The organism is Methylobacterium sp. J-076, from assembly GCF_022829405.1.
Taxonomy (GTDB): domain Bacteria; phylum Pseudomonadota; class Alphaproteobacteria; order Rhizobiales; family Beijerinckiaceae; genus Methylobacterium.
In genome coordinates, this window is the sequence record NZ_JAKSXW010000144.1 from 29178 (window position 1) to 50576 (window position 21399).

General features: G+C 71.2%; 21 protein-coding genes. 2 read left to right on the forward strand and 19 right to left on the reverse strand.

Annotated features, from left to right (window positions below):
• Position 1 precedes the first annotated feature (1 nt).
• The 4 genes from pstB to pstS form a co-directional block, all read right to left on the reverse strand.
• Positions 2-817 (reverse strand): phosphate ABC transporter ATP-binding protein PstB, encoded by an 816-nt coding sequence (pstB, locus tag MKK53_RS20775; RefSeq protein WP_243930669.1) that lies wholly within the window; start codon positions 815-817, stop codon positions 2-4.
• A gap of 36 nt (positions 818-853) precedes the next feature.
• A complete protein-coding gene (pstA, locus tag MKK53_RS20780) occupies positions 854-1741 on the reverse strand; it encodes a phosphate ABC transporter permease PstA (protein WP_243930670.1) in 888 nt (295 codons plus the stop codon).
• A 14-nt stretch (positions 1742-1755) separates the two neighbouring features.
• Positions 1756-2730, reverse strand: coding sequence for a phosphate ABC transporter permease subunit PstC (gene pstC, locus MKK53_RS20785; RefSeq protein WP_243930671.1), 975 nt, complete (start codon positions 2728-2730; stop codon positions 1756-1758).
• Between the two features lie 85 nt (positions 2731-2815).
• Positions 2816-3856, reverse strand: coding sequence for a phosphate ABC transporter substrate-binding protein PstS (gene pstS, locus MKK53_RS20790; RefSeq protein WP_243930672.1), 1041 nt, complete (start codon positions 3854-3856; stop codon positions 2816-2818).
• A gap of 296 nt (positions 3857-4152) precedes the next feature.
• On the opposite strand from pstS, the gene MKK53_RS20795 reads away from it, so the two are divergent.
• Complete coding sequence (locus MKK53_RS20795) at positions 4153-4398, forward strand: hypothetical protein (RefSeq protein WP_243930673.1); 246 nt, start codon at positions 4153-4155, stop codon at positions 4396-4398.
• A 12-nt stretch (positions 4399-4410) separates the two neighbouring features.
• Here the strand turns inward: MKK53_RS20795 and MKK53_RS20800 are convergent, their stop codons facing one another.
• The 15 genes from MKK53_RS20800 to MKK53_RS20870 all read right to left on the reverse strand — a co-directional run bounded on the left by MKK53_RS20800 (position 4411) and on the right by MKK53_RS20870 (position 20121).
• Positions 4411-4608: a hypothetical protein gene (locus MKK53_RS20800; RefSeq protein ID WP_243930674.1), complete on the reverse strand. Its 198-nt coding sequence runs from the start codon at positions 4606-4608 to the stop codon at positions 4411-4413.
• 183 nt (positions 4609-4791) lie between these two features.
• The gene (gene recN / locus MKK53_RS20805) at positions 4792-6459 is read right to left on the reverse strand and encodes a DNA repair protein RecN (RefSeq protein WP_243930675.1); all 1668 of its coding nucleotides are present in this window, start codon (positions 6457-6459) and stop codon (positions 4792-4794) included.
• Between the two features lie 254 nt (positions 6460-6713).
• Positions 6714-7595 (reverse strand): outer membrane protein assembly factor BamD, encoded by an 882-nt coding sequence (locus MKK53_RS20810; protein WP_243930676.1) that lies wholly within the window; start codon positions 7593-7595, stop codon positions 6714-6716.
• A gap of 212 nt (positions 7596-7807) precedes the next feature.
• Positions 7808-8752, reverse strand: a complete 945-nt coding sequence (gene lpxC, locus MKK53_RS20815; protein WP_243930677.1) for a UDP-3-O-acyl-N-acetylglucosamine deacetylase — start codon at positions 8750-8752, stop codon at positions 7808-7810.
• Positions 8753-9145: 393 nt separating this feature from the next.
• Positions 9146-10918 (reverse strand): cell division protein FtsZ, encoded by a 1773-nt coding sequence (gene ftsZ / locus MKK53_RS20820; RefSeq protein WP_243930678.1) that lies wholly within the window; start codon positions 10916-10918, stop codon positions 9146-9148.
• 126 nt (positions 10919-11044) lie between these two features.
• Positions 11045-12367: a cell division protein FtsA gene (gene ftsA, locus MKK53_RS20825; RefSeq protein ID WP_243930679.1), complete on the reverse strand. Its 1323-nt coding sequence runs from the start codon at positions 12365-12367 to the stop codon at positions 11045-11047.
• Positions 12368-12426: 59 nt separating this feature from the next.
• Positions 12427-13386: a cell division protein FtsQ/DivIB gene (locus tag MKK53_RS20830; protein ID WP_243930680.1), complete on the reverse strand. Its 960-nt coding sequence runs from the start codon at positions 13384-13386 to the stop codon at positions 12427-12429.
• Positions 13353-14273 carry a D-alanine--D-alanine ligase gene (locus MKK53_RS20835; protein WP_243930681.1) on the reverse strand — a complete coding sequence of 307 codons (921 nt, stop codon included), beginning with the start codon at positions 14271-14273 and terminating at the stop codon, positions 13353-13355. The genes MKK53_RS20830 and MKK53_RS20835 overlap by 34 nt, the downstream gene beginning before the upstream one ends.
• A complete protein-coding gene (locus tag MKK53_RS20840) occupies positions 14270-14668 on the reverse strand; it encodes a type II toxin-antitoxin system PemK/MazF family toxin (RefSeq protein ID WP_243930682.1) in 399 nt (132 codons plus the stop codon). The genes MKK53_RS20835 and MKK53_RS20840 overlap by 4 nt, the downstream gene beginning before the upstream one ends.
• Positions 14655-14888, reverse strand: coding sequence for an AbrB/MazE/SpoVT family DNA-binding domain-containing protein (locus MKK53_RS20845; RefSeq protein WP_243930683.1), 234 nt, complete (start codon positions 14886-14888; stop codon positions 14655-14657). The genes MKK53_RS20840 and MKK53_RS20845 overlap by 14 nt, the downstream gene beginning before the upstream one ends.
• A gap of 25 nt (positions 14889-14913) precedes the next feature.
• Positions 14914-15843 carry a UDP-N-acetylmuramate dehydrogenase gene (murB, locus tag MKK53_RS20850; protein ID WP_243930684.1) on the reverse strand — a complete coding sequence of 310 codons (930 nt, stop codon included), beginning with the start codon at positions 15841-15843 and terminating at the stop codon, positions 14914-14916.
• Positions 15840-16424 carry an endonuclease domain-containing protein gene (locus MKK53_RS20855; RefSeq protein ID WP_243930685.1) on the reverse strand — a complete coding sequence of 195 codons (585 nt, stop codon included), beginning with the start codon at positions 16422-16424 and terminating at the stop codon, positions 15840-15842. Before MKK53_RS20855 ends, murB begins: the two co-directional genes overlap by 4 nt.
• On the reverse strand, positions 16382-17785 hold the full coding sequence (gene murC / locus MKK53_RS20860) for a UDP-N-acetylmuramate--L-alanine ligase (RefSeq protein ID WP_243930686.1): 1404 nt from the start codon (positions 17783-17785) through the stop codon (positions 16382-16384). The genes MKK53_RS20855 and murC overlap by 43 nt, the downstream gene beginning before the upstream one ends.
• Before the next feature lie 48 nt (positions 17786-17833).
• Complete coding sequence (murG, locus tag MKK53_RS20865) at positions 17834-18958, reverse strand: undecaprenyldiphospho-muramoylpentapeptide beta-N-acetylglucosaminyltransferase (RefSeq protein ID WP_243930687.1); 1125 nt, start codon at positions 18956-18958, stop codon at positions 17834-17836.
• Positions 18955-20121: an FtsW/RodA/SpoVE family cell cycle protein gene (locus tag MKK53_RS20870; RefSeq protein WP_243930688.1), complete on the reverse strand. Its 1167-nt coding sequence runs from the start codon at positions 20119-20121 to the stop codon at positions 18955-18957. The genes murG and MKK53_RS20870 overlap by 4 nt, the downstream gene beginning before the upstream one ends.
• Before the next feature lie 171 nt (positions 20122-20292).
• Here MKK53_RS20870 and MKK53_RS20875 point away from each other — a divergent pair, with 171 nt between their 5' ends.
• The gene (locus MKK53_RS20875; RefSeq protein ID WP_243930689.1) at positions 20293-21399 is read left to right on the forward strand and encodes a methyl-accepting chemotaxis protein; all 1107 of its coding nucleotides are present in this window, start codon (positions 20293-20295) and stop codon (positions 21397-21399) included.

The window sequence follows — 21399 nt, forward strand, 5'->3', positions numbered from 1 at the left end:
ATCAGCCGAAGCGGCCGGTGATGTAGTCCTGCGTGCGCCGCTCGGTCGGGTTCATGAAGATCTTGTCCGTCTGGCCGAATTCGACCAGCTCGCCGAGATACATGAAGGCCGTGTACTGCGAGATGCGCGCCGCCTGCTGCATGTTGTGCGTGACGATGACGATGGTGAACTCGTCGCGCAGCTGCTCCATCAGCTCCTCGATGCGGCCGGTCGAGATCGGGTCGAGGGCCGAGGTCGGCTCGTCGAACAGGATCACCTCCGGCTTCTGGGCGACGGTGCGGGCGATGCACAGGCGCTGCTGCTGGCCGCCGGACAGGCCGGTGCCGGCCTGCTTGAGCTTGTCCTTCACCTCGTCCCAGAGGGCCGACTTGCGCAGGGATTCCTCGACGCGCACGTCGAGCTCGGCCTTCGGCAGCTTCTCGTAGAGGCGCAGGCCGAAGGCGACGTTGTCGTAGATCGACATCGGGAACGGCGTCGGCTTCTGGAACACCATGCCGATGCGCGAGCGCAGCTCGTTCAGGTCGACGTGGGAGTCGAGGACGTTCTGGCCGTCCAGCAGGATCTGGCCCTCGGCGCGCTGCTCCGGGTACAGGCTGTAGATGCGGTTGAAGCACCGCAGCAGGGTCGACTTCCCGCAGCCCGACGGGCCGATCAGGGCCGTGACCTGCCGGTCGTGGAAGTTGAGGTTGACGTTCTTCAGGCCGTGGAACGACCCGTAGTAGAAGTTCAGGTCCTTCACGGCGATGCGGACGGCCCGGCCGGGCGCGGGAGCCCCGCGGGTCAGGTCACCGGTCGACATCGCGGAGGCGGCGTTCATCGTCATGTCCTCGTGGTGCGTTCGGGCGTCGGGCGATCAGCGGGAGCGCTGGGGCTTGATGACCAGCCGGGCGACGATCGACAGGGCCAGGATGGTCCCGGTGATCAGCAGCGCCCCGGCCCAGGCCAGGCCCTGCCAGTTCGGGTAGGGCGAGAGGGCGAACTGGTAGATCATGACCGGCAGGTTCGCGACGCCGCCCATCAGGTTGGCGGAGAACCAGGAATTGTTGTTGAGCGCCGTGAAGAGCAGCGGGGCGGTCTCGCCCGCGATGCGGGCCAGCGCCAGGATGATCCCCGTCACGATGCCGGCCGAGGCCGCCTTCCACGTGACGCTGGTGATCACCTTCGAGGGCGGGGCGCCCAGCGCCGCGCCGGCCTCGCGCAGGGTGCCCGGCACCAGCCGCAGCATGTCCTCCGTGGTCCGCACGATCACCGGCACGGCGATGATCGCCAGGGCCACGCCGCCGGCCCAGCCGGAATAGCTCCCCATCGGCCGCACCATCAGGGTGTAGACGAACAGGCCGATCAGGATGGAGGGCGCCGAGAGCAGGATGTCGTTCAGGAAGCGGATCACGTCGGCGAGCTTCGAGGTCCGGCCGTATTCCGCGAGGAAGGTCCCCGCCATCACGCCGATCGGGGCGGCGACCACAATGCCGATGGTCGTCAGCACGAGGCTGCCGAGGATCGCGTTGGCGATGCCGCCGCCCTCCGAGCCGGGCCCGGGGGTCGGCTGCGTGAACAGGGCCGGCGAGAAGCCGCGGATGCCCTCGACGATGAGCATCAGCAGGATCGACCCGAGCACCACGGCGCCGACCACGGTGGCGACGAGGCAGGAGACGCGGAGCATCCGGTCCGCGATGCGGCGTCCGGGCCGGACCCGGCTTCCGCGGGAGGGGCTCATCGCGAGGGTGTTGACGGCGTCCATGGTGACGGCGCTCCTCAGGCGGCCCGGACGCGGCGGGTCAGCAGCCGCGCGATGATGAGCACGATGAAGGTGATGACGAACAGGATGCAGCCGAGCGCCATCAGGGCGTTGAGCTGCAGGCCGTCCGCCTCGTTGAACTCGTTGGCGATCCGCGACGCGATGGTCGAGGACGGGTCGAAGATCGAGGCCGAGAGCCGGTTGGCGTTGCCGACCACGAAGGTCACCGCCATGGTCTCGCCCAGCGCCCGGCCGAGGCCCAGCATGATGGCGCCGATGATCGAGACGGCCGCCTGCGGCACCAGCACGTGGCGCACCACCTCCCAGGTGGTGCAGCCGATGCCGTAGGCGCTCTCGCGCAGCACGGTCGGGATCTGGTCCAGCATGTCGCGGGCGATCGAGGCGATGAACGGCACGATCATGATCGCGAGGATGACGCCCGCGGTGAACACGCCGACGCCGGAGGGCACCCGGGCGTAGAGCACGGTGCCGAGGATCGGCATGCCCTCGACGACGTTCGAGAGCGGGATCTGCACGAACCGCGCGAAGAGCGGCGCGAAGATGAACAGGCCCCACATGCCGTAGATGATGCTCGGCACGGCGGCGAGCAGCTCGATCGTCATGGCCACCGGCTTGCGCGCCCAGCCGGGGCAGAGCTGCGTGAGGAAGATCGCGATGCCCAGCGACACCGGCACGCCGATGAGCAGGGCCAGGAAGGCGGAGGCGACGGTGCCGAGGACGGCGACCAGGGCGCCGTACTGCTCGGTGCCGATGTTCCAGGCGCTGGAGGTGAGGAAGCCGAACCCGAACTCGCGGAAGGCCGGCCACCCGCCGTAGACGATCGATCCGAGGATCCCCGCGAGCACGAGGAGGACGATGAGCGCCGCCCCGTAGGAGCAGAGGCGAAACACCGTGTCGAGGCCCCGGCTCGGTCCCTTGCGCGCGGCGCGGCGCGGCTCGGCGAGGGCGATGGATTGCGTCACAGCGGGCATCCGCACTTCTCTGAGGTCCGGGAGTGTTATCGTGGGTGGTCCCACGAGGCGAGGGAGGGGGTTGCCGAACCCCCTCCCCGCGCGATCACATGCCGAACACCGGCTTACCGTCCTTGTCCGTCACGGACTTCCACTCCTCGTGGATCAGCCCGACGACGTTGTCCGGCAGCGGGACGTAGTCGAGGTCGGAGGCGAGCTTGTCGCCGTTCTTGTACGCCCAGTCGAAGAACTTCAGGACGTCGCCGGCCTTGGCCGCATCCACCGGCTGCTTGTGGACGAGGATGAAGGTGGCGGCGGTAATCGGCCAGGATTCCGCGCCCGCCGCGTTGGTGAGCGAGATGCCGAAGCCGGGGGCGGCCTTCCAGTCGGCGGCGGCGGCGGCCGCCTGGAACGCCTTGTCGGTCGGCTCGGGGAACTTGCCGTCCTTGTTCTGGATCAGGGTGTAGGCCAGCTTGTTCTGCTTGGCGTAGGCCGACTCGACGTAGCCGATCGAGTTCGGGACCTGCTTCACGGTGGCGGTCACGCCCTCGTTGCCCTTGCCGCCCTGGCCCACGGGCCAGGAGATCGTCGTGGCGGCGCCGAACTCCTTCTTCCAGGCCTCGGAGGCCTGGGTGAGGTAGGTCGTGAAGATGTTGGTCGTGCCCGAGGCGTCCGAGCGGTAGACCGGCGTCACGTTGGCGTCGGGAAGCTTCACGCCCTCGTTCAGCTTGGCGATGCGCGCATCGCTCCACTTGGAGATCTTGCCGGCGTAGATGTCGGCGATGATGTCGCCGGTGAGCTTGAGCTTGCCCGCCTCGATGCCGGGGATGTTCACCACGGTGACGACGCCGCCCATCACGGTCGGGAACTGGACGAGGCCGTCCTTGGCCAGCTGCTCGCCCTTGAGCGGGGCGTCGGTGGCGCCGAAATCGACGGTCTTGGCCTGGATCTGCTTGATGCCGCCGCCGGAACCGATCGACTGGTAGTTCAGGCCGGTGCCGGTCTCCTTGCGGTAGGCTTCGGCCCACTTGGAGTAGACCGGGAAGGGGAAGGTGGCCCCTGCGCCGGTGATGTCGGCGGCGAGGGCTGCGGAGGCGAGCTGGGCCGTCGCGAGGCCAAGGGCGAGCGCGTAAGCGAAGGGTCTCAAGGGTGTCTCCGTCTCGGTCGGGTGCGCCACCGCCTGGGGCGATTTGGCGCACATCCACGGGGCTCGAAAGGTCCGGCCGGCGTGGGGGCGGTACGACGCGCGTATGACAGAGGGATGACACGGCCGGGGGCGCACGCCCCGGCGGGGCCGGTTAAGGATCTGATTTTTCGATTCGTTCCGGCTTCGGCCCATCGCCGGTCGCCGGCATGGAGCGGGAACGCCGCCCACCGCGTTTGTCCCCTGTCGGACTTCGGGTGCCCGCGACGGAGGGACCGGTCTGGAAGGGGACGGGAACCGTGGAGACAGGGCCGGCGGAAGAGGGCGAGGGCCAGGACGCGGCGTGGCTCGACCTTCACGGGGAGCGCGAGACGCTGGAACGGGGCTTGGCCCTCGCCCAGGTCCGGCGGCGGTTCGCGAGCAGCGCGGCCGACGCCGCCGACGCCCAGCGGGAGGAGGCCGAACTCCTCGTCAGCCTCGACCGGGTGCTCACCCGGATCAGGGCCGCGGAATACGGGCGGAGGCCCGGCGCGCGCCGCTGGTAGCGGCGGGGCGCCCTAGATGGCCTGGCGCCGGTCCCGTTCCTTGTGGCGCAGGCGAAGCAGCAGGTCGATCTGCGAATCGGGGATCGGCTGGGTGTCGATGCTGCCCTCGTAGACCCGGCGCAGGGTCTGGCCGAGGTGGCCCGTATCGATGCCCCGCCCCGATTTCGCGGACACTGCGGTCGTTCCCGTCTCGGCGACCGTCCGGCTCATGGTCGTCTCCCACACCGAAAACCGTCTCGGCCCGTCGATGGGCGGAGCGATGGTGTCTTTCCCATGACTTGGTTAAGCGACCGTTACCGTCAACATATCGTTAAGCTTAACACCGCGCATGCGTCGATTCGGCCCAGTCTTGCCGCGCCTGGAATACCGGATTCATCATGCCCGCCAGGGGGATCAGGCGCCCTGGAGGAGCCGGGCCGCGGCGGCGCGGGCCTCGTCCGTCACCGTGGCGCCCGCCAGCATCCGGGCGATCTCCTCGCGGCGGTCCTCCACCGGCAGGGTGGAGACCCGGGTGGCGACCCGCCCTGCCCCCTTCACGGGGGCCTTGGCGATCAGCAGGTGGGTGGCGGCCCGGGCCGCCACCTGCGGCGCGTGGGTGACGGCGATCACCTGCACGGTGTCCGCCAGCCGGGCGAGGCGCAGGCCGATGGCATCCGCCACCGCGCCGCCGACGCCGGTGTCGATCTCGTCGAAGATCAGGGTCGGGGCCGAGCCCTTGTCGGCCAGCACCACCTTGAGGGCCAGCATGAACCGGGACAGCTCGCCGCCGGAGGCGACCCGCATCATCGGGCCGGCCTTGGTGCCGGGGTTGGTCTGCGCCCAGAACTCGACCCGGTCGATGCCCGCGGCATCCCGCGAGGCGGGGTCCGTGGCGATCTCGGTGATGAAGCGGGCGCGCTCCAGCTTCAGGGGCGGCAGCTCCGCCTGCACCGCCGCATCGAGCTTGCGCGCCGCCTTCCGCCGGCCGGCGCTCAGGGCCTCGGCGGCGGCGGCGTAGGCGGCCTCCGCCGCGTCCTGCGCAGCCTGGAGGGTGGCGAGCTCCGCCTCGCCCGCGTCGATGGCCGCCACGTCCGCCGCGAAACGCCCGGCGAGGTCGGCGAGGTCGTCGGCGGCGACGCTGTACTTCCGTGCCGCCGCGCGCAGGGCGAACAGGCGCTCCTCGACGCGCTCCAGCTCCCTCGGGTCGAACTCGGCCTCGGCCACCGCCGCCTCGATGGCAGCCCGGGCCTCGTCCAGGGCGACGAGGGCCGCATCGAGGGCGCCGATGCAGGGCTCGATCAGGGCCGGCAGCAGCGCCGCCCGCCGTTCCAGCTTGCGGAGGGCCGCGGAGAGGTGCGGCGCGGCCGAATGCGGGCCCCCGGCCGCATCGAGGGCCTCGTTCAGCTCCCGGGCGACCTTTTCCGATTGCTGCATCACCGTGCGCCGCTCGGCGAGGCTCGCCTCCTCCCCCGGCTGGGGGGCCAGCTCGGCGAGTTCCTCGACGGCGTGGCGCAGGAAGTCCGCCTCCCGCCGCGCGGCCTCGACCCGCTCCCGGTGCTCGGTGAAGGCGGTGCGGGCGGCGCGCAGGGTGCGGGCGGCGGCGGCGACCCGGCCCGCCTGGGCCTGGGGGCCGCCGAAGGCGTCGAGGATCGCCCGGTGCGAGGCGGGGTCGGCGAGGGCGCGGTCGTCGTGCTGGCCGTGGATCTCCACCAGGGCCGCGCCGATGCCGCGCAGCACCTGCACGCCCACCGCCTGATCGTTGACGAAGGCGCGGGTGCGCCCGTCCGCCATCTGCGTCCGGCGCAGGATCAGGTCGCCCTCGGTGTCGAGTTCGGCCTCGGCGGCGATCCGGCGGGCGGGATGGTCCAGGGGCACGTCGAACACCGCCGTCACGCCGCCCTGGGCCTCGCCCGAGCGCACGAGCCGTCCGTCGCCCCGTCCGCCCAGGGCCAGGGCGAAGGCGTCGAGCAGGATCGACTTGCCCGCGCCGGTCTCCCCCGTCAGGACGCTCAGGCCCTCGCGGAAGTTCAGCTCGAGCTTGTCGATCAGAACGATGTCGCGGATCGCGAGCTGCGCGAGCATGCTGCGGCGGGGCATCCCAGGGGACGGGGGGGACCGGGGGCGCACCCCCGGCAACGGAGAGCACACATAAGCCGGGCGAGGGCGCGATTCACCTTAAAAATTGGCCGGCGCCCCGGAAGGCGCCGGCACGTCACCCCTGGCCACTCCCGTCCTCGCGAACGCAGTGAAGCAATCCGGGGATGCGCCCCGCCCTGAGACGGCCCGCTGCCCTGGATTGCTTCGCAACGACGACGAGGGTGGAAGAGCGGCCGGGCCTAATCCGCCGACGCGGTGCGCCCGGTGATGGAGCGGAACGCCTTCGAGAGGAACGAGGTCTTCTCCTCCCGCGGCTCCAGGCCGTTGCTGGCCAGGAGCGCGTGGGCGTCCTTGTACCAGGGCGAGTCGGGGAAGTTGTGGCCGAGCACCGCGGCGGCGTTCTGCGCCTCCTGCGGGATGCCGAGCGCCCAGTAGGCCTCGGTCAGGCGCTCCAGGGCCTCCTCGGCATGGCGGGTGGTCTGGTACTTCGAGACCACGTCGCGGAACCGGTTGATCGCCGCCGGGAAGTTGCGCTTCTCCAGGTAGTAGCGGCCGATCTCCATCTCCTTGCCGGCGAGCTGGTCGCGGGTGATCTGGATCTTGGCCTTGGCGTCCGCGGCGTATTCGGAGGTCGGGTAGCGCTGGACCAGCTCCTGCAGGGCCACGAGGGCCTTCTCCGAGCGGTCCTGGTCGCGCGTCACGTCCGGGATCTGCTTGTAGTTCGACATGGCGATCAGGTACTGCGCGTAGGCCGCATCCTTGCTGGACGGGTGCCGCTGCAGGTACAGTTTCGAGGCGTTGATCGCGTCGTCGTACTTCTGGCCTTCGTAATTCGCGTAAGCCGTCATCAACAGCGCCTTCCGCGACCAGTCGGAATACTGGTACGTCTTGTCGAGGCTGTCGAACTTCTTGACGGCGCCCTCGTAGTCACTGTCCTCCATCTTCGCCAAGCCCTCGCTGTAGAGCTTGTCGGCGGGAACGTCCGGCACGACCTCGGGCTTGTACTTCTCGGCGAAGAGGCCGGTCGGATCGAAGTCGCAGCCGCCGAGGCCCAGGCCCAGCACGGCCACGAGCGGAGCCGCCAGAGCCGTGAGGCCGCGATGACGAATGGTGACAGGCATTCTCGCGCTCTTTCCCCCACCCGGAGCGGTTCTCGCCGCCGGGATGCCAACCCGTGGTGGTCTCCGGCCCCGGGGAGCCGGACCCGCCGTTGACGGGCGTTTCATCCGTGACGTTCGATTCGGGCGCGAAAGCGGCGATGGTGAGGCGTTTCGCTTCGGATGCGCGGTGTGATGCGCCGGACACAGCCCCGGGGCGGCCCCGGAGGGTCGCCTCAGACGTCGGCGGCGAAGGCGGCGAGGCCGAGGCTCGTGCCGAGCTCGACCAGGGTGCCCTGGCGGGAGCCGGCGGCCTCCACGATCGCGTAGTTGGCGCGGTCCGAGAACAGGGCCGAGAGCACGCCGACATTCATGCGGTGGCCGCCGCAATAGGAGCGGTAGGCCCCCTGGATCGGCAGGCCGGCGAGGGCGAGGTCGCCCACCGCGTCGAGGATCTTGTGGCGGACGAACTCGTCCGGGAAGCGCAGCCCCTCGGGGTTGACGACACCGTTCTCGCCGACGGCGACGGTGTTCTCCAGCGAGGCGCCCAGGGCGAAGCCCGCCTTCCAGTAGCGCTCCACGTCCTTCATCATGCCGAAGGTGCGGGCATCCGCGACCTCACGGCGATAGGACGCCGGCGACAGGTCCATGGCCTTGCGCGAGCGTCCGATCACCGGGTTGTCGAAATCGATCTCGACGTCGAGGCGGAAGCCCCGGTCGATGGGGCGCAGCTCGGCGAAGGCCCGGCCCACCTCGATGCGCACCGGGCGCAGGACCTTGAGCCAGCGCCGGGGGGCGCCGCAGGTGGTCAGCCCGACCCGGTCGATGGCCTCCACGAAGAGCTTGGCCGACCCGTCGAGGATGGGGAGCTCGGGCCCGTCGATCTCGACCAGGGCGTTGTCGATGCCGAGCCCGAACAGGGCGGACATCAGATGCTCGATCGTGGCCACGGCCCCGGTCTCGACGTCACCGATCACGGTGCACAGCTCGGTGGCGGAGACGAGGGCGTGGTGGGCCTTGATGATGCGGTCGTTGCCGAGGGGGGTGCCGGTGCGGTGGAAGGCGATGCCGTGGTTGGCGGGGGCGGGCCGGAGGGTGATCGCCGCCGGGTTTCCGGAGTGGACTCCGACGCCCGAGAGCGTGGCCGCCGCCTTGAGGGTGGTCTGATTGTTCGATCGCATTCCTGAGCCCTCGGCCGCAATCCGGCTTCGCCACCTCCTTCGGGGGAGATGGCGCGCGCTTCGATCCGTCCGCTGCTTGATGCCCCTGATACCGCTGACAGGTTGTATCCCCGCGGCACATTCGTTCTTACGGGATTAGCTATAGCCGCGCTGTGCAAGCCAGCCAAATCACGGATTCTTACCGCGTGTTACAAGCCCGGCGGCTGTGGGAAACGGATAAAATCGAGCGGTCACAATGGTTTAAAATTTGGTTACCGCGGGGCGGAACCGGGGCCGATCTGTGGCACGGATGCATCATCCGCATGGCCACGGCACCGGAACGCGACGACCCCACGCCGTGCAACCCAAGGAGTTGCACAACGTGAGGTTGAATGTCGAGGCCGGACGAGTGGTTCAGTTGGCCTGGCGGCGGAGGAAGGCCGGGATCTCGAGCTGATCGTCGTCCATCATCCGGGGCTGGGGCATCGCCCGGCCCTGGCCGTCGAGGGAGCCCTGGGCCGGGCGGTATTGCGGGGCCTGGGGCGCCGGGGCGCGGGGGGCCGGGGGCAGCGGCGGCTGGTAGGCGGCCGGGGCCGGGGCCGGGGGAGCCGGGGGCGCGGCCGGGCGGGCGGGGGCCACGCCCTCGTCCTCACGGCGTCCGCCGAAGCCGACGGTGGCGAGGCGGCGCAGCAGCGAGGTGCGCTTCGATTCCGGCGCGGAATCCTCGGCGGCCCGGTTCGCCATCAGCTGGGTCTGGGCGATGGGGGGCAGCTCGTGGATCTGCGGCATCCGCGGGGCGCGGGCCACGGCCGGGGTGCCGATGGGCGCCTCGGGGCGGGGCGGCACGAACGGGCCGGCATGCATCTGCGCCGCGGGCTCCGGACGCGGGGCGACCGGGGCCGGCACGAACGGGGAGGCCGCCCGCGGCTGCACCTGGGCCAGCATGACGTCGTCGCGGGTGGCGACCGGCACCGGCTCGGGCCGCACGTCCATGCGCGGCTCGATGGCGGGGGCGGACGGCGCGGCGGCGACCGGCGCGGCCGGGGCCTGGACCGGGGAGTGGGCGTGCGCGTGGCTGTGGGCGACGGAGTCCGTGCGGATGCTCGGCACCGGCGAGGAGGCGCGGGCGCGGGCCTCGGCGCGCAGGCGCTCGGCCACCTCGGCGATGCGCTGCTCGGTCTCGGCGACGGCCGGGTTGTTGGGCGAGTTCGCCGAGATCAGCGCCGGCTCGATGCCGGTGGCGACCACCGACACGCGGATGATGCCGTCGAGGCTCTCGTCGAAGGTGGCGCCCAGGATGATGTTGGCGTCCTGATCGACCTCCTCGCGGATGCGGGTGGCGGCCTCGTCGAGCTCGTAGAGGGTGAGGTCCGAGCCGCCGGTGATCGAGATCAGCAGGCCGCGGGCGCCCTTCATCGACACGTCGTCGAGGAGCGGGTTGGCGATGGCGGCTTCCGCGGCGCGGTTGGCGCGCTTCTCGCCCGACGCCTCGCCGGTGCCCATCATCGCCTTGCCCATGCCGCGCATGATCGCCCGGACGTCGGCGAAGTCGAGGTTGATGAGGCCTTCCTTGACCATCAGGTCGGTGATGCAGGCCACGCCCGAGTAGAGCACCTGGTCGGCCATGGCGAAGGCGTCGGCGAAGGTGGTCTTCTCGTTGGCGACCCGGAACAGGTTCTGGTTCGGGATGACGATCAGGGTGTCGACCGCCGCCTGCAGCTCCTGGATGCCGGATTCGGCCGTGCGCATCCGGCGGACGCCCTCGAACTGGAACGGCTTGGTGACGACGCCGACCGTGAGGATGCCCATGTCCCGGGCCGCCCGGGCGATGACCGGGGCCGCGCCGGTGCCGGTGCCGCCGCCCATGCCGGCGGTGATGAAGCACATGTGGGCGCCCGAGAGCTGGTCGCGGATCTCGTCGATCACCTCGTCGGCGGCGGCCGAGCCGACCTCCGGATGCGAGCCGGCGCCCAGGCCCTGGGTGACGTTCAGGCCCATCTGGATGACGCGCTCGGCCTTCGAGGAGGTCAGCGCCTGGGCGTCGGTGTTGGCCACCACGAACTCGCAGCCGAGCAGGCCCGATTCGATCATGTTGTTGACCGCGTTGCCGCCGGCACCGCCGACGCCGAAGACGGTGATGCGGGGCTTGAGTTCCCGGATGTCCGGCGCCTGGAGGGAGATGGCCATGGTGTCGAGCCTCTGCTGAACGTCGCTGTCGCTTGGCGCCTCGCGGCGCCGGTTTTCCGATCCGGGTCTCCCGCCCCGTTCGGGGCGCAAAACCTTAATTATTTACCCTGTTCGGGGCGTGGAACCTTAAAAACTGTCCCTGAGCCAGCGGACGACCTTCGGGAGGTACCTGTCCGTCCCGGTCGCGGCGAAGGCGCCGTGTCCGCGCGGTTCGAAGTATTCGGCGTGGGCGACCTGCGGGTAGACGAGCAGGCCGACCGCCGCCGAGAAGGCGGGTCCCTTGGCCGCCTCGGGCAGGCCGCGGATCCCGAGGGGCCGGCCGATCCGGACCTGCCCCTGCATCACCCGCCGGGCGACCTCGGGCAGGCCGACGAGCTGGCTCGCCCCACCCGTGAGCACCACCCGCCGCCCGGCCTGGGCGGCGAATCCCGCGTTGCGGAGCCGGTCGCGCACCAGCTCCACCACCTCCTCGACCCGCGGCTTGATGATCCGCACCAGCTGCGAGCGGGGGATGTGGGCGGGGGCGTCGCCCTCCTCCTCGCCCACCCCGTGGACCGCGATCATGTCGCGCTCGTCGGAGGGGGTGGAGAGGGCCGAGCCGTAGAGGGTCTTCAGCCGCTCCGCTGCCGCCACCCGGGTGGAGAGGCCCCGGGCGATGTCCATGGTGACGTGGTGGCCGCCCACCGCCACCGCGTCGCAATGGACGAGGTGGCCGCCGGAGAACACGCCGAAGCTCGTCGTGCCGCCGCCCATGTCCACGACGCAGACGCCCATCTCCGCCTCGTCGTCCACGAGGGCCGACAGGCCGGCGGCGTAGGGGGTGGCGATCACCGCCTCGACGCCGAGGTGGCAATGCTCGATCGCCAGCATGACGTTGCCCGCGGCGGCGAGCTCGGTGGTGACGACGTGCAGGTCGACGCCCAGCGCCTCGCCGATCATGCCCGAGGGGTCGATCACCGCCCCCTGCCCGTCGAGGGCGTAGCCGGTCGGGAGCGCGTGCAGCACGGCCCGGCCGTGGCTGACGCCGTGGGCGCTCGCCGTCTCCAGGACCCGCTCCACGTCCGAGCCGGTGACGCTGCCGGAGCGGACGTTGACCCGCGCCTGGAAATGCTGCGAGGCGAGCCGCCCGCCGGACATGTTCACGATGACCGACTGGACCTCGACCTTGGCCATGCGCTCGGCGGCGTGGACCGCCTGGCGGATGGCGCCCTCGGCCGCCTCCAGGTCGACGATCGCGCCGCCCTTCAGCCCGAGGGACCGCTGGTGGCCGATCCCGATGATCCGCGCGAGGTGGGTCCGGCCCTTGAGGGTCGAGAGCGCCTCGGCGGGCTGAAGCTCCGCGATCAGGCAGACCACCTTGCTCGTGCCGATGTCGAGGACCGAGAGGATCGTCGAGCGGCGGCCCGAGAGCGGCTTCAGACGCGGCGTGAGGCCGTGTTGGCTGTGCATGAAACGCTACCGGACGCGGAGGACGGGACGGAGGGGGGCGGACGTCGCGGGGCGGGGCCTCATGTCGGGGCCCCCTTCTTCTTCTGTTGCTGCTGCGCCTCGGCGCGGGCGGCGGCGGCTTCCTCGGTCAGGCGCACCACCACCCGGTCGGCCATGCGCAGGTCGACGGCGATGACGTCCTTCTCCAGGAGGCGCTCGTCGCGCTCCAGCCGCACGAGGCGGGCCAGCGCCCCGGCCGGATCCTCCTCGGGCAGGCGCACGTCGACGCCGTCGAGCTTGAGGGTCCAGCGGCGGCCGGAGACGTAGGTGCCGGCCTTGATCCGGTCGGCCAGGGGGCCCGCCGCGGTGACGAGGGCGAGGTATTCGGGCAGCTTGGCGTTGGCGTTCTCGCCCACCACCAGCGGCAGGCTCGCGTAGCGGTCGTCCCGCATGGCGTCGATCACCGTGCCGTCGGCGGCGATGACGTTGATGACGCCGTCCTTCTGCCACAGGGCGGCGGGCTCCCGCTCGACCTGGGTGATGGCGATGTCGTTGGGGTAGATCTTGCGCACGGAGGCCTGGGCGATGAGCGGCACCCGCAGGAGCCGCTCCCGCGCCTCGTTCACGTCGAGGAAGGGGACCGAGGAGCGCCAGTCGATCCCGGCGGCGGCGAGCACCTCGCGCTCGTACATCCGGGAGATGCCGGTGATCGTCACCCGCTTCACGCCGAAGCCGAACAGGCGGGCGATGACGTCGATGGGGCGGCCCTGCTCCGCCGTGAAGGCGTCGTAGCGGCCGCTGGCCACGAAGCCGGCGAGCGACAGGGCGGCGAGGGAGGCCGAGACCACGACGAGGCCCGTCCCGCGCGGCATGCGGTCCCCGAGGGACTGGCCGGCGCGGACCCGCCGCACCGAGAGGGCGCGGGAGGGCAGGCGCGAGGCGAACCGCATGAGCGGGCTTCCCGCGATCCGCGCGGAGACGCCCGCAGCCCGGGAGGAACCCGGGCTCAGCGATTCAGGGAAGCGTCCTCCACCATCCATCGGACGAGCTCACCGAAACTCAGGCCCTCATGGGCCGCCATATCCGGCACAAGGCTCGTCTGGGTCATGCCGGGTTGCGTGTTGACCTCCAGCACGACCAACGCGCCGGTTCCCCCCGGCGTGTCGTCGTAGCGAAGGTCGGCACGGCTGACGCCCCGGCAGCCCAGCGCTTGATGCGCCGTTAACGCCAACTCTTGGACGCGCTGGTAAACATTTGGTTTAAGTTCTGCCGGGAGGACATGGATCGACCCCCCCGGCGCGTACTTGGCGTCGTAATCGTACCACTCGGTGGCGGCCTTCACCTCGATGACGCCGAGGGGCTTGTCGCCCATCACCCCACAGGTCAGCTCGCGGCCGGCAATGTAAGGTTCCGCAAGGACTTGGTCGCCGAAGCGCCATTCGTCCGAGGCGAGGATCTGGGGCGGGTGCGAGCGCCCGTCGCGCACGATGATCACGCCCATCGACGAACCTTCGGCGTTGGGCTTGATCACATAAGGCGGCGGCAGGACGTGGCGGCGCGCGGCCTCCATGCGGTTAACGATCATGCCGCCCGGCACGTCGACCCCGGCCGCGCGCATGACGACCTTGGCGCGCTCCTTGTCCATGGCAAGCGCCGAGGCGAGCACGCCGGAATGGGTGTAGGGAATCCTCAGGATTTCCAGCAGCCCCTGGATCGTGCCGTCCTCCCCGTCCGGCCCGTGCAGGGCGTTGAAGGCGACGTCCGGCCGGAGCCCGGCGAGCACGGCGGCGATGTCGGGGCCGACATCGATCCGCGTGACGGTGAACCCCTCCCCTTCCAGGGCGTCGGCGCAGGCCTTGCCGGAATTCAGCGAGACCTCGCGCTCGGAGGAGGTGCCCCCCATCAGGACGGCGACGTGACGGGTCATGGGGTGGGCTCCGGAGAGAGGGACGGGTTCGGAACGCCGGCTGCCGTCCCGATCATTCCATGGAGGCGGGCATAGACCTCTGCCGCCGTGTCGTGCCGCAGGGCGCCGATGGCCCGCAGGACGCGGGCGGGCTCGATGCAGGCGATCTTCAAGGGCCGGACGACCGACGGGACGGCGAGACCGGCCGCCGCGAGATCGTCGATTCGGATATCCGTGGCGCGCGCGGTGTTCCGCGCGCTGGTGATCATCGCGATCCAGACGAAGCCCGACGCCGCCACCGCCGGACCGGAGACGACCAGAGCCGGGCGCCGCTTCTCGGCCAGCCGGTCGGAATACGGGAACGGCACGACGACCACCGTGCCGGCCGGAAGGTCGCCGGGGTCAGAGGTCGGCATAGTCTTCGTCATCGATCGGGCCGCCCCATTCGGTGAAGGCGACGAAGGGGTCCTCCCCCTCGGCCGGAGCCTTGTCGATCGTCACCCCCTCCGGCGTGATCACGTAACGGAGCCGGTCGCCGGGGCCGATCGACAGCCACTCGCGCACCTCGGCCGGCAGCACGGTCTGGCTCTTCACCGAGACCTTCGAATACGCCGTCCGGGACGTCTGTGCGGGCATTGCGGGTGACCGATCGACTTACATCTTACCGACTTACGGCGTCTGCCTCAACACCGATCCGCTTGATCTCCCAGCGCAGCGCGACGCCGCTGGTCTCGCGGACCCGGCGGCGGACCTCCTCGCCGAGGCCCTCGATGTCGGCGGCGGTGGCGCCGCCGCGGTTGATCAGGAAGTTGCAGTGCATCTCGCTGACCTGCGCCCCGCCCCGGGTGAGGCCCCGGCAGCCGGCGGCGTCGATGAGCTGCCACGCCTTGCCGCCCTCGGGGTTGGCGAAGGTGGAGCCGCCGGTGCGCTCGCGGATCGGCTGGGCGGCCTCCCGGGCGGCGGTGACCCGCTCCATCTCGGCCTCGATGGCCGCGCGCTCGCCGGGGCGGCCCCGGAACAGGGCGCCCGTGAAGATGACGTCCTCCGGCGCGCCGCTGTGGCGATAAGAGAAGCCCATCTCGCCGTGGGTGAACCGGCGCAGGCTCCCCCGCCGGTCGATGCCGGTCGCCTCCACGAGCACGTCGGTGGTCTCGCCCCCGTGGGCGCCGGCATTCATCCGCAGCGCCCCGCCCACCGAGCCGGGGATGCCGCGGAAGAAGGCGAGCCCGTCGAGGGAGGCTTCCGCCGCCGCCTTGGCGAGGCGCATGTCCGGCACCGCCGTGCCGGCGCGGATCGTCTCGCCGTCGATGGCGACCGAGCCGAACGCCCTGCCGCCGAGCCGCACCGTGACGCCGGGGATCCCGCCGTCGCGCACGATCAGGTTCGAGCCGAGGCCGATCACCGTCACCGGCACGCCGGGGTCGAGGGCGGCGAGCAGGGCGGCGAGGTCCTCCTCGTCGGCGGGGGTGAACAGCACCTCCGCCGGCCCGCCGACGCGGAACCACGTCAGGTCGGCCAGGGATTGGCCCGCGACCAAGCGGCCCCGGAGGCCGGGCACCGCGGCGCGGAGGGTGTCGTGAAGCGATGTCATGCGTGTTCTCCCCCTCTCCCCGCCTGCGGGGAGAGGGTTTTGCCGACCTTGTCGTCGGCGAAACGAGGCGGCAGCCGGGGGTGAGGGGGCGTGCCGGACGGAGCCCGATCCGGCGGGCCCCCCTCACCTTCGCCCTTCGGGCTCGCCTCGCCCCCGGCAAGGGGGGCTCGGCCCTCTCCCCGCAGGGGGGGAGAGGGGGGGAGCGCGGCGAGGATCGTGTCGGTCACACCGACGGTGTTGGTCATGATCTCGGCGTTCCAGAAGCGGAGAACGCGATAGCCCTGGGCCCGCCGCCACGCATCGCGCACGCGATCATGCTCGCTCCCGGCATGCTGGCCGCCGTCCACCTCGACGATCAGCCGCTCGTCCCGGCAGCAGAAGTCCGCGACGTAACGGCCGATCGTTTCCTGGCGGACGAACTTGAAGCCGGCGAGGCGGCGGTCGCGCAGGCGATACCAGAGGCGACGCTCCGCGTCCGTGAGGCTCGCGCGCAGGTTCCTCCGGAAATCCCGGCGTTCCGCCTCGACGTCGCCCACCCTCACCCCCGCGCCGCCAGCTCGCCCGGCAGGGCGTAGGCCCATTGGGTGATCGTCCCCGCGCCGAGGCACACGACGTAGTCCCCCGGCTTGGCGAGGTCGCCGACGATGCCGGCGAGGTCCTCCGGCTTCTCCAGGGCCCGGGCGTCCCGGTGGCCGCGGGAGCGCAGGCCGGAGACGAGGCTGTCCCGGTCGAATCCCTCGATCGGCGGCTCGCCCGCGGCGTAGACCGGGGCCACGATCACCGTGTCGGCGTCGTTGAAGCAGGTGCAGAAATCGTCGAACAGCGACTGGAGGCGGCTGTAGCGGTGCGGCTGCACCACCGCGATCACCCCGTGCTCCGTCGAGGCGCGGGCGGCCTTGAGCACCGCCTTGATCTCCACCGGATGGTGCCCGTAATCGTCGAAGATCGTAGCGCCGTTCCACTCGCCCGTGCGGGTGAAACGCCGCTTCACGCCGCCGAAGCCCGCCAGCGCGTTGCGGATCGCGTCCGGCTTCACGCCGAGCTCGTGGGCCACCGCCAGCGCCGCCGTCGCGTTGAGGGCGTTGTGCTTGCCGGGCATCGGCAGGACGAGGTCCTCCATCTCCATCCGGTAGCCCGGACGCCGGTCGCGGATCATCACCCGGAACCGGCTCTGGCCGCCGCGCAGGTCGACGTCGATCAGGCGCACGTCCGCCTGCGGGTTCTCGCCGTAGGTGATGATCCGCCGGTCCTCGATATGGCCGACGAGGTCCTGCACCACCGGGTGGTCGGTGCACATCACCGCGAAGCCGTAGAACGGGATGTTGTCGATGAAGCGCCGGAACGCGTCCTTCACCGCCTCGAACGAGCCGAAATGGTCGAGGTGCTCGGGGTCGATGTTGGTGACGATGGCGACGTCGGCGGGCAGCTTGAGGAAGGTGCCGTCCGATTCGTCGGCCTCCACCACCATCCAGTCGCCCTCGCCCATCCGGGCGTTGGTGCCGTAGGCGTTGATGATGCCGCCGTTGATGACCGTGGGGTCGAGGTTGCCGGCATCGAGGAGCGTCGCCACCAGCGAGGTGGTGGTGGTCTTGCCGTGCGTCCCCGCGATGGCGACGCAGGACTTGAACCGCATCAGCTCGGCCAGCATCTCCGCCCGGCGCACGACCGGCAGGCGGCGCTCGCGGGCGGCCTGAAGCTCGGGGTTGTCCCGGCGGATCGCCGTCGAGACCACGACCAGCCCCGCCTCCTCGACGTTGGCGGCGTCGTGGCCGACGAAGGTCCGCATGCCCTTGTCGGCGAGCCGGCGGACGTTGGCGTTGTCCGAGGCGTCCGAGCCCTGCACCGTGTAGCCGAGGTTGTGCATCACCTCGGCGATGCCGGACATGCCGATGCCGCCGATGCCGATGAAGTGGATGGGGCCGAGCTTTTCGGGCAGCTTCATGGGGTCAAACCTTCGGTCGCTTGGGCATCCGGCGCCTGAGATCGGCGATCAGGGATGGGCCGTCGTCGCCAGGACGCATGTGTCGATGACGACCTGGGCCAGCCGCTCGGCGGCATCGTGGATCCCCGCGCTTCTCGCCGCATCGGCCGCGCGGGTCAATTTCGCCGGGTTCCCGAACAGCGCGACGAGGTCCGCCGCCAGCCGGTCCGGGGTGAAGGCGGATTGCTTCACCGCGATGGCGGCGTCGATCGCCTCCAGGGTCGCGGCGTTGGCCGCCTGGTCCTGGTCGAGGGCGCCGGGCAGCGGCACGAGGATCGCCGGCCGGCCGATGGCCGCGAGCTCCGACACCGTCGAGGCCCCCGAGCGGGACACGACGAGGTGGCTCGCCGCCATCCGCGCGGGCAGGTCCTTGAAGAACGGCGCGGCCTCCAGGCCCGCGAGGCCCATGGCGAGGTAGCGGTTCTGGACGGCGGTCAGGTCCTCGGGGCGGACCTGCTGGGTGATGTGGAGGCGCGCGCGCAGGTCGGCGGGCAGGCGCTCCACCGCGGGCGGGACGATCTCGCCCATGATCCGGGCGCCCTGGCTGCCGCCGAACACGAGGAGCCGGAGGGCGTCGCCCTCGCCGAGCGCCGGGTAGGGGGTGCGGGCCGCCGCGATCACCGCGGGCCGGAGGGGGTTGCCCGTATGGATCCGCCTCGCCCCGGCCTTGTCCGGAATGCCCCGGACCTCGCGGAACCCGGTGGCGATGGTGCGCGCCCCCCGGGCCAGGAAGGCGTTCGCCCGGCCCATCACCGCGTTCTGCTCGTGCAGGACCGTCGGCACCCGCAGGATCTGCCCGGCGAGCACCGGCGGCACGGTCGGGTAGCCGCCGAAGCCGACGACGGCGGCCGGGTTGATCCGGCGGATCGCCCGGGCCGCGTCGCCGAAGCCCCGCCCTAGGGTCACGACCGCCGTGGCGCGGCGGAGGAGGTTGCGGCCGGAGGGCGTCGCCGAGCGGATGCTCACCACCTCCGAGGCCGGGAAGCCCGCGGCGATGGAATCCACCCGCGCATCCGTGGCCAGCGCCACCCGCACGCCTCGGGCGCGGAGGGCGTGGGCGAGGCTCTCGGCCGGGAAGAGATGGCCGCCGGTGCCGCCCGCGCAGAGCAGGATCGTGGGCGTGAAGACGGTCACTGCTTCACTCCGGCGATGGCGGACGGCGCGGTGCCGGGCGGCTTGGTGTTGAGGATCACGGTGCGCGGGCGCTTGCGGGTCAGGGCCACGAGGAAGCCGGTGCCGAGCGCCAGGGAGATCAGCGACGAGCCGCCGTAGGAGACGAAGGGCAGCGTCATGCCCTTGGCCGGCATGAGCTGGGTGTTCACCGCCATGTTGATGCACGCCTGAAGGCCGAACAGGGTCGTCAGCCCCGTGATCGCCAGCCGCGAGAACGTGTCGTCGGTGCGCCGGGCGAGCTTGAGGCCGCGCAGCACGATGTAGGCGAACAGGGCCACGAGGCACAGGCAGACGATCACCCCGAACTCTTCCCCCGTGACGGAGAAGATGAAGTCGGTATGCGCGTCCGGCAGGTGGCGCTTGGCGACGCCCTCGCCGGGGCCGGTGCCGAACCAGCTGCCCGAGCGGAAGGACTCGCGCGACCAGAATTCCTGGAAGCTGTCGCCCGAATCCTGGTCGAAGAAGCGGTTGAAGCGCTCGCGGACGTGGTGGAAGAACGTGTAGGCGGCGAACACCCCGGCCAGCCCGACGACGCCGAGCACGCCCACCCAGATCAGGTGCAGCCCGGCCACGAACAGCAGCGCCGACCAGGTCATGGTGATGAGCATGGTCTGGCCGAAATCCGGCTGGAGCAGCAGCGGGACGATCGTGACGGGCAGGATCAGCAGGCCGAGCAGCCCCCCCGGCATGTCGCGCCGCTGCGCGCCCTCCGAGAAGGCCCAGGCGGCCACCACCACGAAGGCGGGCTTCACGAACTCGGACGGCTGCAGGCCGAAGGAGCCGAACTGGATCCAGCGGTGCGCGCCCTTGATCTCCGGCCCGAACTTGCCGGCGAGCAGGCACATCGCGACGCCGCCGATCCAGGTGAGCAGCGCCAGCCGCCGGATGCCCCGCAGGCTCAGGAACGACACGGCGCAGATGATCAGCACCGTCGGCGCGAGGTACAGCGCCTGCCGGTTGAGGAAGTAGAAGGTCGGCAGGCCGATGCGCTCGGCCACCGGCGGGCCTCCGCCCATCAGGAAGACCAGCCCGGCCACCATCAGCGCGACGAGCGCCGCGAGGAGGCCGCGATCGACCGTCCACCACCAGTCGGTGAGCGGGGTGCGTTCGGCGCGGGACATCATGGGCGTGCGGGTGCCTCCCGGCGCCGGGCCTGCGGCGCGAGCCGGAAGCTTGTCCGCGAATGGTAAACGCTTCGCTACGCGGATCGGCGCGGGGGTCGCACGCCGACGCGGTAACAGGTCGTTAATGCGAGCGATGCAATCTGCGGTTGAATTTGCTGGGATCTTCCGACGATGATGTTCGCGCACCGGACCAATGATGCGGCCAAGCTCGCGGCCCTGGACCGGGTGCAGGCGGTGATCGAATTCGACCTGATGGGCCGGATCCTCGGCGCCAACGCGAATTTCCTCGCCGTGGTCGGATACACCCACGACGAGATTCTCGGGAAGCCGCACGCGATGTTCGTCGCCCCCGACTACGCCGCCTCGCCGGAATACCGCCTGTTCTGGGACAGGCTGCGGGCGGGGGAGTTCCAGGCGGCGCAGTACCGCCGGATCGCCAAGGGCGGCCGGGAGGTCTGGATCCAGGCCTCCTACAACCCGATCCTCGACCGGCGCGGCCGGCCGGTGAAGGTGATCAAGTTCGCCACCGACATCACCGACCAGGTGCGCCTGCTCAACGACCTGCGCACCCTGATCGACCGGAACTTCTCCGAGATCGACGCGGCGGTGGCCCACGCGGACGGGGCCTCGCACGCGGCCGGCGATGCGGCCGGGACGGCGACGATGAGCGTGCAGACCATGGCCGCGGCGGCGGAGGAGCTGGCGGCCTCGGTGGGCGAGGTCTCGCAGAGCATGATCCGCTCGCGCGAGGCGACGGACGCGGCCTTCCAGCAGGTCGAGGCGGTGGAGGGCCGCACCCGGCGCCTGAAGGAGGCGGCCTCCGCCATGGGCGGCATCGTCGCGATGATCCAGACCATCGCCGGGCAGATCAACCTTCTGGCCCTCAACGCGACCATCGAGGCCGCCCGGGCCGGCGAGGCGGGCCGGGGCTTCGCGGTGGTGGCGAGCGAGGTGAAGGCGCTGGCGGCCCAGGCGGCGGGGGCGACGGAGCAGATCAACGCCGAGATCGGCCACATCCAGGGGGTCTCGCAGGATGTGGTCGCCGCCCTCGACGCGATCCGCGCCTCCGTGGGCGTGATGCGCTCGCACGTGGTGACCACGGCGGGCGCCGTGGAGGAGCAGGATGCGGTCACCCGCGACCTGTCCCGGAGCATGCAGGAGGCGGCCCAGTCGGTGGCGGGCATCTCGGGCAACATCGGCGCCATCGGCGCCGCCGTGGCGCAGGTCAGCCAGGCGGTGGGCACCACCCGCGAGGCGGCCAAGGTGCTGGCGCACTGA

Bases quoted from the DNA above. Each gene is read 5' to 3' on its own strand.
- MKK53_RS20845 (WP_243930683.1), bottom strand. From the start codon at position 14,888: ATGCCCGCACAGACGTCCCGGACGGCGTATTCGAAGGTCTCGGTGAAG.
- MKK53_RS20800 (WP_243930674.1), bottom strand. From the start codon at position 4,608: ATGAGCCGGACGGTCGCCGAGACGGGAACGACCGCAGTGTCCGCGAAA.
- murB (WP_243930684.1), bottom strand. From the start codon at position 15,843: ATGACATCGCTTCACGACACCCTCCGCGCCGCGGTGCCCGGCCTCCGG.
- MKK53_RS20840 (WP_243930682.1), bottom strand. From the start codon at position 14,668: ATGCCGACCTCTGACCCCGGCGACCTTCCGGCCGGCACGGTGGTCGTC.
- recN (WP_243930675.1), bottom strand. From the start codon at position 6,459: ATGCTCGCGCAGCTCGCGATCCGCGACATCGTTCTGATCGACAAGCTC.
- MKK53_RS20830 (WP_243930680.1), bottom strand. From the start codon at position 13,386: ATGGATGGTGGAGGACGCTTCCCTGAATCGCTGAGCCCGGGTTCCTCC.
- murC (WP_243930686.1), bottom strand. From the start codon at position 17,785: ATGAAGCTGCCCGAAAAGCTCGGCCCCATCCACTTCATCGGCATCGGC.
- MKK53_RS20855 (WP_243930685.1), bottom strand. From the start codon at position 16,424: ATGGGCCTACGCCCTGCCGGGCGAGCTGGCGGCGCGGGGGTGAGGGTG.
- pstB (WP_243930669.1), bottom strand. From the start codon at position 817: ATGAACGCCGCCTCCGCGATGTCGACCGGTGACCTGACCCGCGGGGCT.
- pstA (WP_243930670.1), bottom strand. From the start codon at position 1,741: ATGGACGCCGTCAACACCCTCGCGATGAGCCCCTCCCGCGGAAGCCGG.
- MKK53_RS20810 (WP_243930676.1), bottom strand. From the start codon at position 7,595: ATGCCTGTCACCATTCGTCATCGCGGCCTCACGGCTCTGGCGGCTCCG.
- ftsA (WP_243930679.1), bottom strand. From the start codon at position 12,367: ATGCACAGCCAACACGGCCTCACGCCGCGTCTGAAGCCGCTCTCGGGC.
- lpxC (WP_243930677.1), bottom strand. From the start codon at position 8,752: ATGCGATCGAACAATCAGACCACCCTCAAGGCGGCGGCCACGCTCTCG.
- pstC (WP_243930671.1), bottom strand. From the start codon at position 2,730: ATGCCCGCTGTGACGCAATCCATCGCCCTCGCCGAGCCGCGCCGCGCC.
- MKK53_RS20875 (WP_243930689.1), top strand. From the start codon at position 20,293: ATGATGTTCGCGCACCGGACCAATGATGCGGCCAAGCTCGCGGCCCTG.
- MKK53_RS20870 (WP_243930688.1), bottom strand. From the start codon at position 20,121: ATGATGTCCCGCGCCGAACGCACCCCGCTCACCGACTGGTGGTGGACG.
- MKK53_RS20835 (WP_243930681.1), bottom strand. From the start codon at position 14,273: ATGACCCGTCACGTCGCCGTCCTGATGGGGGGCACCTCCTCCGAGCGC.
- ftsZ (WP_243930678.1), bottom strand. From the start codon at position 10,918: ATGGCCATCTCCCTCCAGGCGCCGGACATCCGGGAACTCAAGCCCCGC.